Origin of the sequence: Synechococcus sp. MU1643 (assembly GCF_020514095.1) — a bacterium.
In the GTDB taxonomy this organism is placed as follows: domain Bacteria; phylum Cyanobacteriota; class Cyanobacteriia; order PCC-6307; family Cyanobiaceae; genus Parasynechococcus.
Window position 1 is genome coordinate 150,306 of the sequence record NZ_VTKY01000005.1, and the last position, 11,415, is coordinate 161,720.

Here is an 11,415-nt window from a genome sequence, read left to right on the forward strand (position 1 = left end):
TCCTTAACAACCGCTGAGATCGCTGCTGGGGTAGGCACCGAAATGGGCGAGATGCTCGCAAAGAGGCTGCAACTGGGCAATAAGATCCGCCAGAGCCAATGTTGGATCCGGCGGAAGATCCACATCCACGAAAAACACGTATTCCCCCAACTCCCGTTTGGACGGTCGCGATTCAATCCGACTCATGTTCAGGCCCCGCTCAGCCAAACAGGCCAGAGCTTCTAGCAGGGCCCCCGGCGCATTGCGATGCAGCGAGAACGCCAGGCTCGCCACATCGCCATATTCACTGCGCTGCCCACGACGCAACAGGAGAAAACGGGTGCGATTGCCCGCAACATCATTCACAGGGAATGCCAGCTCATCCAACCCATGTTCCAGTGCAGCGGCCTGGGAGGCAATCGCAGCACGGAATGGACTGCCCGCCACCATACGAGCTGCTTCAGCCGTGGATGATGTGGGAAGTTGCAATGCATCGGGCAGATGCTGGGCCAGCCAGCCACTGCACTGGGCCAAGGCCTGCGGGTGGGAGAGCACTTCCGTGACTCTGCTGAGCGGCCCACTCCCCAGCAGAGAGTGCTGAATAGGAAGCACCAAAGCCCTGCGAATACAAAGCTCGGGATGTGACCAAAGCGCATCGAGAGTCGCTGTCACCCCCCCTTCCACCGAGTTCTCAATCGGGACAACGGCTCCGTCACACTCCCCCCCCGCCAGCTGTTCCACAACCGATCGAAGACCGACGCAGGGCACCAGCTGGACATCCTCGAGGACATCCTGTTCGATCAACACCCGGGCGGCCTGCTCGCCATAGGTCCCGGCTGGGCCAAGGAATGCGAGACGTGTAGGCATCGAAGCCGCACTGCATGGACTCGATAAGATCATGCCTCGTCAGGTGATGTCCATGCCCCTGGCCTTCGAAGCCAGTCAAAAGCTTGATCTACCTGTCAAAACAGGAGCAGAGCGGCTGCCCACCTACCTACTGGAGGAGGAGCGCGTCCTCGGGGCGTTGCTAGATGCCAAACAGCTCAGCCGGTTGCAACCCGGGCGTTACCGCTATGTGGTGACCAGCCTGCAGGTCTTTCAGCTCCACGTGAAACCCGTGGTGTCACTCCAGATCCACATGGAAGGCGACGCGCTTGTGATGCAGGCCCTTGAATGCGAACTGGAGGGCCTGGGGATTGTTGACGACTTCGCCCTGAACCTGGAAGCACGGCTGACCTCCACGCCCGATGGGCTTCAGGGGCATGCCCATCTATCGGTGAGCGTGAGCCAGCCATCACTGCTCAAGCTGATCCCCAAACGGGTACTGGAGTCAACGGGGGAGTCGATCCTGAGTGGCATCCTCATTGGCATCAGAGCCCGTGTTGGAAAGCAGCTGATCAACGACTACCGCAGCTGGTGCCGGGAGACAGAGGGGCAAGGCTCAACCGAGCAAACGCTTCAAGAACGTGTGCCGATGCAAGGGCGTGGGGCCTGAGGCCATCAGGCTCTGCCGATGCTGTGCCGTGCCGTAGCCCGCATGGCGCTCGAGTCCATACCCAGGAAAGCGAGCCGACAAACGGCGGATGAGTGCATCCCTGGCCTCCTTGGCCAGAACACTGGCCGCAGCGATGGCAGCGGATCGGCTGTCCCCTGCCACAACACTGCGCTGTGGCCCCAGCCACGGCCGAAGAGGAAGATTGCCATCCACCAGAACCAGCCCAGGGGTCTGGGGCAGGCGCTGCAGACCCCGCAACATGGCGCGTTCTGTGGCGACGCGGATGCCACAAGCGTCAATTTCTCGCGCTGACGCCTGGCCCAAACCGGATGCCACACACAGCGACTGAATCAAGGGAACCAGAGCCGCCCGACGCTTGGGCGACAGTTTTTTGCTGTCGGTCAGCCCCGCCTTCAACAGGCATTCGGCTGCTGAGCTCTCGAGCACCACAGCAGCCGCAAAGACAGGACCGAACAAACAACCACGACCGACTTCGTCTACACCAGCCACGTCCCTCCCGAGAGGGAGGGACTCCTGCGCGGTCATCCGGCTCAGACCGTGGCGACGGCAGAGGAGCGACGGCGACGACGACGGGGCTCCTCGGGCTCAGCTGTTTCAGCCACCGCCACAGGCTCTGGCTCAGCCGGTTCGCTGATGGGGGCCGGTTCTGGTTCGGTGATCGTCAAATTGGTCACCGCCTCCAAGGGGGTGATCTCCACCATCAGTGGTGCCGACTCATCCGGAGCGGATGAGGTGACGACAACGGGCGTCTCAGCGGCTGGGGCTTCAGTGGGCTGACTCGCCACATTGCGTGACCCCGAACGACCGCCCCGGCCGCCGCGACGACGGCGCCGTCCGGAACTGGCCGCCAATTGCTGACGCGCGGCCTCAAGCACCCCCTGCTCGTCCTCGCCAGGACGCACAACTCTGACCACGACGTTGTCGGATTCAGGGGGCTCCTCCAACAACAGGGCAGGGTTTAACCCCATCCAACCAAACAACTGCTGTTGCTCGTCCGTCATCTGGACAGCAACCAATTCAGGGTCCTGACGACGGGCAGTCGCGGGCTCCTGAGCCTCTTGGGTCGACACCTCAGGGGCAGTGGTATCGGAGGTCTCAACTGGAAGTACGGCGTCCTGACTGCCGCGCCCTCGGCCACCGCGCCGCCGCCGGCCATTGCCACCGTTCTCTCCGGGCGAAACAACTTCGGCGCGGGCAGACGCTGCCGAGCGCACCAATCCCGTAGCCGTCGCCAGAGGTTGAAGAAGGTCTTTGCCGGGGAGAACAGCCACATGGCCCAAACCACCACAGCTGGGGCATGCCCGTCCGAACAATTCATAGATGTTCTGCCCTTGACGCTTGCGGGTGAGCTCCAACAGGCCCAGTTCACTGAGCTGCGCGATCTGAGGACGAGCTGAGTCGTCACGGACGGCTGTCGTGAAATGCTCCAGCAGCTGAAGCTGATCACGACGGGAATCCATATCGATGAAGTCGATGATGATCACCCCACCGATGTTGCGGAGCTTGAGCTGTCGAGCGATCTCGATCGCCGCCTCACAGTTGGTCCACAGAACAGTTTCGCGGGCATTGGCCGACCGTGTGAACGAACCTGAGTTCACGTCAATCACCGTGAGCGCCTCGGTGGGCTCGATGATCACGTAGCCACCAGACGGCAGATCAACCCGCGGCTTCAGCGCATCGCGGATGGCGGCATTGACCTTGTAATGCTCCAACAATTCGCTGGATTCACTGTGCGCTTCCACCAGCACAGTGCTGGCATCAGCACCAAGGAAGCTATTCACACGGCCCACAGCGGCGGCATCGTCCACCACAACCCGGGCCAGATCGGGGCCCATGTGATCCCGAAGAATCCGATGGATGAAATCTTCATCGCGATTGAGCAGCACCGGGGGTGCAGCTGTCTCAGCAGCTTGCTGAATCGCTTCCCACTGACGAAGTAGAGATTCGAGATCTTCAATCAGCAGGTCTTCACTGATGCCGTCGGCTTCCGTACGGATCAGCAGGCCAGCTCCAGGCGGCTTGATCAGAACACCAAGGGCCCGCAGTCGGTTCCGTTCTGCATCAGAACTGATGCGCCGGGAGATGTTGACCCCCTGGCCATGGGGCTGAAGCACCAGGTAGCGGCCTGGCAGAGCAAGATTGCCCGTCAACCGTGGGCCCTTGGTACCGGTCGGTTCTTTCATCACCTGAACCAGAACCTTTTGGCGGGGCTCGAGTAGTTCAGTGATCCCGGCCGAACCTTTCTTCAGACGCAGCGGCCCAAGATCAGTGACGTGAATAAAACCGTTTTTCTCACTCTCACCGATATTGACGAAGGCAGCATCAATACCTGGAAGAACATTTTCAACTGTTCCTAAATAGACGTCTCCGATCTGATAGCGACCCTGCGCAACGATCAGTTCATCAACACGTTCATCGGTCAGCACGGCTGCGATGCGCAGCTGCTCCGCGATGACAATTTGCTGGGGCATAAGAGGACTGGTTGAGCCCGGTTGAGGGCCAAATCCGTTCAGGAACCTGCCGGTTCTCCCTCACGGGGTGATGGAAAAATCTGAGCTGGTCAGCAAGACCAAAAGAGTGCGGAGCAAGAACTCCTATGACTCAGGCTTGGGGGTTCCAAAAAAGACCGCCGTGCAAGCCGTGATGTGGACCTCGATATCCGTGTTGGATCAGACAAGACCGAAACAAGGCTGATTCCGTCGAACCAAAAACCTGTTCTGTATTCAAATTAGCACTGTGCACTGAGCAACAGGGCTTCTCGGGCCAAGCGTTGCACCTGCAAGGGCTGGCCAACGGTCTCAGCAAGCCAGTGCTGAATCTGAGCAGGGCGCAGGCTTCGGCCCATCTCATCCACCGCTGCTTCCAACCGCAGCCGAACGAATCCATTGGGGTTCTGATCCGTCACCTGAAGGGCTTTCAACGCGGGGCGGCAATCCCGCTCTCGGGGGCGGCCCTTCTTATCGGTGTCGTGCCACACCAAGCTTGCGGCCTGCATGAGCTGATCCACTGCCGCATTCCAATCCAATGGCATCGGAGCCTGCTCCTCCGGCACGAGATCGAAACACCAAACGGCGCCCGTCAGTTCCTGGGAGAGGCTCCTACCGCTAACGGGCACCTCGGCTGCCGCTAGCAGCTGAATGCCCTCCGGCAGCAACGGCTGAAGCGTCTTGCAGAAATGGTTCGGATCAATGGCCTCGGTGAATTCCAAATCCATCCACTCGCTCAGAGCCTCAGCGCCGAGGGGCAGAGCCAAGGCGATCTGGATCCGCGGCAGGGGATGAAACCCACCGGTGAAGCTGATCGGAAGTGCACTGCGACGCAGGGCTCGCTCCAGCATGCGCATCAAATCAAGATGGCTCAGCAGCGCCATCGACCCCGTCTTGGCGAATTGCACCCTGATCCGGCAAACCCGTTGACTGGGCGGCGCCTGGGTCGGCACCTGGGTTGGCACCGGGGGAGCAGGAACAACCACGTTGTGCCCGAGATCCGGACCGCAGACACCACAGCTGCTGCAGCCGTCAAAGGAGCAGTCGAGCACAACCGCCGCAGCCAGAGCCCGTTGCAGATCGTCCGCCAGCCAGGCCTTGTCGATGCCGGTGTCGATGTGATCCCAGGGAAGCGGCTGAGCACAGAACGCTTCCAAATCCTCACGGTCCAGCGCAGCCACGGCACTCCAGCCCCCCACCTCCATCTCCCGGTAGCTCCCCTCCAGGCCGGCATCCGCGATGGCTTCGGTCCAGGCGGCGTAGGTGCGATCCAGCGACTCGAACCAGGCATCCATGCCGGCACCGGCCCGCCAGGCCGCCTCGATCACCGGGGCAAGGCGCCGATCGCTGCGGCCCACAAAATCCTCCATGGCCGACAGCCGCACATCGGTGAAGTTCACCTTCACGCCGCGCAAACGTCGGAAGGCGTCCTTGAGCAGGGCCTGACGCCGCTGGAACTCTGCCGTGGAGACGCTGTGCCACTGGAACGGGGTGTGGGGCTTGGGCGTGAAATTGCTGATCGTGATGTTCAGGTTCAGCCGCCCCAGGTCACGGCAGCGCTGCTGCAGCATCACGCAGGTCTCGGCAATGCCGAGAACATCGGCATCCGTCTCACCAGGGAGGCCGATCATGAAGTAGAGCTTCACCTTGCGATAGTCGTTCTGCATTGCCGTGCGGATGCCACGCAGCAGGTCGTCATCGGTTAAGCCCTTGTTGACTATGTCGCGAAGCCGCTGGGTTCCGGCCTCAGGAGCGAAGGTGAGGCCCGCTTTCCGCGTGCCACCGAGGATGTGGGCAATGTCTTCATCAAAGCGATCCACCCGCTGGCTGGGCAACTGAAGCGTGACGTTCTGATCCGCAAGGCGGTTTCGCAACTCAACGCCCACCGCCGGCAGCGCCAGATAGTCGCTGCAGCTCAAAGAGAGCAACGAGAAATCGCTGTAGCCGGTTTGTTTCATCCCGGTCTCCACGGCTTCGATCACTGCTTCGGGTTCCACATCCCGAGCCGGGCGCGTCAACATCCCGGGCTGGCAGAACCGGCATCCCCGCGTGCAGCCACGGCGAATCTCAACCGTGAGACGGTCATGGACCGTTTCCACATGGGGGACCAGCCCCATGGCGTAGTGCGGCATCGGCGTCGCCACACGCCGAAGCACCCGCGCCGGAACATCAGGGTGAAGCGGCTCAAGGGTGACCCCATCGTCACCAGTCCCGTAAAGCGCAGGCACGTAAACGCCGGGAACATTGGCCAGATCGCGCAGCAATTGCGATCGGGTCAATCCATCGGCTTTGGCCTGCGCCACCACCAAACCGATTTCAGGCAAGAGCTCCTCACCGTCACCCAGGGCGATGAAGTCGAAGAACGGCGCGTAGGGCTCTGGATTGCTGGTTGCGGTGGGACCGCCAGCAAAGATCAGCGGTGGCGATGCAGGGTCACCCAGCGGCAAGTCGCCCCGATCAGCGGAGCGAATCGGCACCTGCGCCAGATCCAGCATCTCAAGGATGTTGGTGGCACCAAGTTCGTAGCTGAGGCTGAAGCCCAGTATGTCGAAGGCCGGCAAAGGCCGACGGCTCTCCACGGCAAACAACGCCTGTGAGCGCTCCCGCAAGCGGCCAGCCAGATCGGCCGCCGGCAGATAGGCGCGATCACACAACTGCCCGGGAACGGCATTGAGGATCGAATAAAGAATGATGTGGCCGAGGTTGCTGGAGCCGACCTCATAGATCTCGGGGTAGGTGAGCGCCCAGCGAACCGACGCTGCCTGCCAATCCCGTGGTTCAACCCCTAACTCGTGCCCCATGTAGCGGGCCGGCTTGTTGATGCCGCTGTCCACCAGGCCATGGAAATCAACCGGGTGATCCAGGGATGAGACGACCACGTCGGATGACCAGACTCCTGAACTCATCGTATGGAGCTGCCGACACGGCAGGATGCCCCGCAGAAATAGCTCACGGTTACGTGGTTCAGGTCAACGGCAATTACCTCAAGCTCAAGGCGGGCTACCTGTTCCCTGAGATCGGTCGGCGCGTCAAGGCGTTCAGCACTGCCAATCCCGACGCAGCGCTGATCCGCCTGGGTATCGGTGATGTCACGGAGCCCCTGCCGCTGGCCTGCCGTGAGGCCATGAAAACGGCCATCGATGCGATGGGCACAGCCGAAGGTTTCCATGGCTATGGCCCCGAACAGGGCTACGGCTGGCTGCGGGAGGCCATCGCCAAAAACGATTTCCAATCCCGAGGCTGCGACATCAATGCCGAGGAAATTTTTGTTTCCGACGGCTCCAAGTGCGACAGCAGCAACATCCTCGACATCCTTGGCGAGGGCAACAAGGTGGCCGTCACGGACCCCGTCTATCCGGTGTACGTGGACAGCAACGTGATGGCTGGCCGCACCGGTGACGCCGGAGAGATCGGTCGCTATGCAGGCCTGACCTACCTGCCGATCAGCGCGAACAACGGTTTTGCAGCGCAGATTCCCAGTGAACCGGTCGACCTGATCTACCTCTGCTTCCCCAACAACCCCACCGGTGCCGTCGCCACTCGGGAGCAACTCCAAGCCTGGGTGAACTACGCCCGTGCCAATGGCGCACTGATCCTGTTCGATGCCGCCTATGAGGCCTTCATCCAAGACCCGGAACTCCCCCACTCCATCTTCGAAATCGAGGGAGCCCGGGACTGCGCCATCGAATTTCGTTCCTTCTCTAAAAACGCGGGCTTCACCGGCACGCGTTGCGCATTCACCGTGTTGCCCAAAGGGTTGAAAGGGAAGGCCGCCAACGGCGAAGCAGTGGAACTCTGGGGGCTATGGAACCGACGTCAGAGCACCAAGTTCAACGGTGTGAGCTACATCATTCAGCGCGGAGCTGAGGCTGTTTATTCCGAAGCCGGTCAGGCCGAGGTGAAGGCCCTGGTGAGCTTTTACATGGAGAACGCCGCAATCATTCGCCGACAACTCACTGCCGCAGGTCTCACCGTCTATGGGGGCGAACACGCCCCTTACGTCTGGATCAAGACCCCTGAGGGCGTCGACTCCTGGGGCTTCTTTGACCATCTGCTCAACAAAGCCAACGTGGTCGGCACACCCGGCAGCGGCTTTGGCGCCGCTGGAGAGGGGTATTTCCGCTTGTCTGCCTTCAACAGCCGTTCCAATGTGGATGAGGCCATGGCCCGGATCAAGGCCCTGTGAACCGCTCCCTTTCCCTATTCCCTTTAGATTGCAAACGCTTCGGGTTAATGGTCATGGCGGTGGACTCTCCCAGCCAAAAACCAGGTGGTGCAGCCGTTCTGGACAAAGCGACAGAGCGGGTTCGCAAGCGGTCACCCCGTTACAAGGTGCTGCTGCACAACGATCCGGTGAATTCCATGGAATACGTGGTGGCCACCCTTCAGCAGGTTGTGCCTCAACTCAGCGAGCAGGACTGCATGGCCGTGATGCTGGAGGCCCACAACACCGGCGTGGGATTGGTAATTGTGTGTGACATCGAACCGGCTGAGTTCTATTGCGAGACCTTGAAGGCCAAGGGACTGACCAGTTCCATCGAGCCTGAAAACTAGAGCGATGCAGAAAGCGCTGAACAGGTTTCTCCTGCTTCAGCCGGAATGGCTGCCCACTGTTCTTTTCATTCCTCTGCTTTACGCGTTGGGGTGGATGGCAGCGGTCCCGTTAACACTCGTTGGGCTGCCAACAGATCAGGTCTCTCTCACCGGAACCGTCTTGAGTTTCGTGCTGTTCATCGCGCTGATGCCTCGATGGGTTGCCGTGCGTTGGTCCGCTGAGAAACCTTGGGCAACCTTGGGCATCTGCCGAGCAAACCCACAAGAACAACCCGCGCCTGCAGCTGCTCTTCTTAAAGGCCTTCTCATTGCCGCAGGGCTGCTGACGGTGATCACTAGCGTCGTTCTGATCGAAGGCTCGGGAGTTTGGCGAGGCGAAGTGGATGGAAGCCACTTCGCGAATGCTGTGTTGCTCTGCCTCGGCGTTGGCTTTGCAGAGGAATTAATTTTCCGCAGCTGGCTCTGGGCGGAACTCAATCGAATGATGGGCTCGCGTCGTGGAGCTGTTGCTCAAGCCAGCATCTTCAGCCTCGTTCACACGCGTTTCAACCTGGGGCTGGGTGCCATGAGCGGCCTACTCATCGGCCTGTTTCTGCTGGGAATGGTTCTTGCCAAACAGCGACAAGCAGACCTGGGTTCCCTTTGGGGCTGTATCGGCCTGCATGGAGGGCTGGTCGCTGGATGGTTTTTACTCCAGAGCGGCTTGCTTCAGCTGTCAACCAATGCCCCGTCGTGGTTGGTGGGCCCAGGAGGGAGCGCCCCAAATCCACTGGGGGGAGCAGTCGGACTGATTAGTTTGCTGTTCCTGCTGCTGATTCAGCGCACAGCCGTTGCCAAGGCAGCTCGACCTGCCACAGGGGCTCGCAATGCTTCATGAAGCGAAGCCACTCCATAATCCCTTTCGAGGAGTGACATCACTGTGCGACCGAAATCCGCAGGATTGCGATCGAAAGCCTCGAGACACACCCGACCAAAGGTGCTCCCCATCGGCTCAGGGTTCCAGAGAAGCTTGCGCGCCGTCCACGGCATCATGCTCATCGGGTTGTAACCGGGCTTGATCCAACCCTGATCAAACCCGTACTGCTCAAGGTGGGTGTGGGGCTGCAAGCCAATAAAAAAGATCGCTGGCTCAACCAAATCAGCGCCGAAAATGGCCTCTAGCTCACGGTGGTAAGCCACGGTCTGACGGATCGTTTCTGGCCGCTCATCGATCACGTTGAAGGAGTAATTCACCGACACGTGATCGCGGAAGCCCGCATCCGCCAGCATCCGGCAACTCTCCAGAACGGTGCGCAGGTTGTAGCCCATGCGCATCTTGCGGACAAGCTCCTGAGAGCCGGATGTAATGCCGATCTCGAAATAGCTCATGCCGGTCTCCACCATGAGCTGAGCCAATTCGGGATCCAGATTGTCGGCGCGGATGTAGGCGGCCCAACGAATGCCGGTGAGTCCCTCAGCCTTGATCGCCCGTAGCAGTTCCTTGGCGTCTTCGATGTAGCGCCGCGCGGGAATGAACTGAGCATCGGTGAACCAGAAACCACGCACACCGCGGTCGTAAAGCTGGCGCATCTCTTTCACCACCTCATCTACTGGGTTGAGGCGCACCTGCTTGCCTTCCACCACCGTGTAGACGCAGTAACAACAGTTGTGGGGGCAGCCGCGCTTGGTCTGAACTCCCACATAGAAGTCCCCACCTTCGAGGTACCAATCGAGCTGAGGCCAGATTGAAGCGATGTAGTCGTAGTTGCAGGCGGTTTTGGGCCGACTTTCCGGCTGCTCATGGATCAGACCTGAACGTGGCTTCTCGCCCACCACGAAGCAACGTTCGCTCTCGAGGGAGTGACCCTGGATCAACTTCTCAAGAAGTGGCTCTCCCTCACCAATGGAGACAACTGTTCCCTTAGGGAGTGACTTGCCGAGTTGCTCATAGAACACACTGACGGCCCCACCGCCAAGTACGGCTCTGGCCGCCGGCTGGTGGCGGCGGGCACGTTTCAAGCCCTGAAACACCAAACGTTGGTTTCTGCGCAGCTCGCCGTAATGGCTGCTCATCAACTGAAGCCCGCCTAAGGCTCCATGCAGACGCTTCAGAGGATTGCGGGCATAGAACACCTCGAACGAGTTCTGTAGAGGATTACCCCCTCGTCCATCGACCGGCGCATAGATCTGGATGTCTCTCCAGGAAAAAACCAACAGCGTGGGCTTGAACTGGTCAACGGTGGCGTCCAGCACGCGATGAACATCGAGCACCGGCAGAGCCGCGAGATCCAGGATGCGTTGGGGCATCTCCGGGAAACACTTGTGCAGATGGTCGGCGAGATAGATAGGCCCGATCGGGAAGATCGGATTGCAGGGCAGCCGCACCAGCAACACCCGTTCTTGTTGTGGTGCCACGTCAGCTGCCATCGGGATTCGGGACGCTAACAAGCGCCGAAGCAAGAGGCGCCTGGACCCTCTTCACAACAGCTTCATAAAGCTGGCGACACACAGCGCAAACTTACGTTACACTCGCAATCAGGCAGGGCTTTCCTGCCCTTCCTTAAACCGTTCCTTCGGGAACATTTCTTTCCGTTCTCATGACCACCACCCTCCAGCAGCGCTCCGGCGCTTCCAGCTGGCAGGCCTTCTGTGAGTGGGTCACCTCCACCAACAACCGTCTGTATGTCGGTTGGTTCGGTGTGCTGATGATCCCCACACTGCTGGCTGCCACCATCTGCTTCGTCATCGCTTTCGTCGCCGCTCCCCCGGTCGACATCGATGGCATCCGTGAGCCTGTCGCTGGCTCCCTGATCTACGGCAACAACATCATCTCTGGTGCTGTTGTTCCTTCTTCAAACGCCATCGGCCTGCACTTCTACCCCATCTGGGAAGCTGCTTCCC

General features: G+C 60.2%; 9 protein-coding genes and 1 pseudogene. 5 read left to right on the plus strand and 5 right to left on the minus strand.

Annotated features, from left to right (window positions below; genetic code table 11):
- Positions 1-3 precede the first annotated feature (3 nt).
- Positions 4-846, minus strand: a complete 843-nt coding sequence (gene pheA / locus FZX09_RS09360) for a prephenate dehydratase (RefSeq protein WP_226402182.1) — start codon at positions 844-846, stop codon at positions 4-6.
- Between the two features lie 52 nt (positions 847-898).
- Between pheA and FZX09_RS09365 the strand changes: the two genes are divergently transcribed.
- The gene (locus FZX09_RS09365) at positions 899-1,474 is read left to right on the plus strand and encodes a DUF1997 domain-containing protein (protein ID WP_226402227.1); all 576 of its coding nucleotides are present in this window, start codon (positions 899-901) and stop codon (positions 1,472-1,474) included.
- Here FZX09_RS09365 and FZX09_RS09370 read toward each other — a convergent pair.
- From FZX09_RS09370 to FZX09_RS09380, 3 genes are all read right to left on the minus strand, one after another.
- Positions 1,421-2,020 carry a ribonuclease HII gene (locus tag FZX09_RS09370; protein WP_226402184.1) on the minus strand — a complete coding sequence of 200 codons (600 nt, stop codon included), beginning with the start codon at positions 2,018-2,020 and terminating at the stop codon, positions 1,421-1,423. The genes FZX09_RS09365 and FZX09_RS09370 overlap by 54 nt on opposite strands.
- A 5-nt stretch (positions 2,021-2,025) precedes the next feature.
- A complete protein-coding gene (locus tag FZX09_RS09375; RefSeq protein WP_226402186.1) occupies positions 2,026-3,966 on the minus strand; it encodes an Rne/Rng family ribonuclease in 1,941 nt (646 codons plus the stop codon).
- A 257-nt stretch (positions 3,967-4,223) separates the two neighbouring features.
- Entirely contained in the window at positions 4,224-6,887 is a 2,664-nt protein-coding gene (locus FZX09_RS09380) for a TIGR03960 family B12-binding radical SAM protein (protein ID WP_226402188.1), read from the minus strand.
- 53 nt (positions 6,888-6,940) lie between these two features.
- Between FZX09_RS09380 and FZX09_RS09385 the strand changes: the two genes are divergently transcribed.
- Genes FZX09_RS09385 through FZX09_RS09395 form a run of 3 tightly spaced genes read left to right on the plus strand, consistent with a single transcriptional unit; the run spans position 6,941 to position 9,412 of the window.
- A complete protein-coding gene (locus FZX09_RS09385) occupies positions 6,941-8,167 on the plus strand; it encodes an LL-diaminopimelate aminotransferase (RefSeq protein ID WP_226402229.1) in 1,227 nt (408 codons plus the stop codon).
- Positions 8,168-8,214: 47 nt separating this feature from the next.
- A complete protein-coding gene (gene clpS, locus FZX09_RS09390; RefSeq protein WP_226402190.1) occupies positions 8,215-8,535 on the plus strand; it encodes an ATP-dependent Clp protease adapter ClpS in 321 nt (106 codons plus the stop codon).
- Positions 8,536-8,539: 4 nt separating this feature from the next.
- Positions 8,540-9,412: a CPBP family intramembrane glutamic endopeptidase gene (locus FZX09_RS09395; RefSeq protein ID WP_226402192.1), complete on the plus strand. Its 873-nt coding sequence runs from the start codon at positions 8,540-8,542 to the stop codon at positions 9,410-9,412.
- On the opposite strand, the gene FZX09_RS09400 is transcribed toward FZX09_RS09395, so the two are convergent.
- A complete protein-coding gene (locus FZX09_RS09400) occupies positions 9,352-10,941 on the minus strand; it encodes a photosystem II high light acclimation radical SAM protein (protein ID WP_226402194.1) in 1,590 nt (529 codons plus the stop codon). The genes FZX09_RS09395 and FZX09_RS09400 overlap by 61 nt on opposite strands.
- Positions 10,942-11,111: 170 nt before the next feature.
- Between FZX09_RS09400 and FZX09_RS09405 the strand changes: the two are divergent.
- Positions 11,112-11,415 (plus strand): annotated as a pseudogene (locus FZX09_RS09405) (photosystem II q(b) protein); the annotation flags it as partial.

Coding starts and splice junctions, on each gene's coding strand:
- pheA (WP_226402182.1), bottom strand. CDS start 846: ATGCCTACACGTCTCGCATTCCTTGGCCCAGCCGGGACCTATGGCGAG.
- FZX09_RS09365 (WP_226402227.1), top strand. CDS start 899: ATGCCCCTGGCCTTCGAAGCCAGTCAAAAGCTTGATCTACCTGTCAAA.
- FZX09_RS09370 (WP_226402184.1), bottom strand. CDS start 2,020: ATGACCGCGCAGGAGTCCCTCCCTCTCGGGAGGGACGTGGCTGGTGTA.
- FZX09_RS09375 (WP_226402186.1), bottom strand. CDS start 3,966: ATGCCCCAGCAAATTGTCATCGCGGAGCAGCTGCGCATCGCAGCCGTG.
- FZX09_RS09380 (WP_226402188.1), bottom strand. CDS start 6,887: ATGAGTTCAGGAGTCTGGTCATCCGACGTGGTCGTCTCATCCCTGGAT.
- clpS (WP_226402190.1), top strand. CDS start 8,215: ATGGTCATGGCGGTGGACTCTCCCAGCCAAAAACCAGGTGGTGCAGCC.
- FZX09_RS09395 (WP_226402192.1), top strand. CDS start 8,540: ATGCAGAAAGCGCTGAACAGGTTTCTCCTGCTTCAGCCGGAATGGCTG.
- FZX09_RS09400 (WP_226402194.1), bottom strand. CDS start 10,941: ATGGCAGCTGACGTGGCACCACAACAAGAACGGGTGTTGCTGGTGCGG.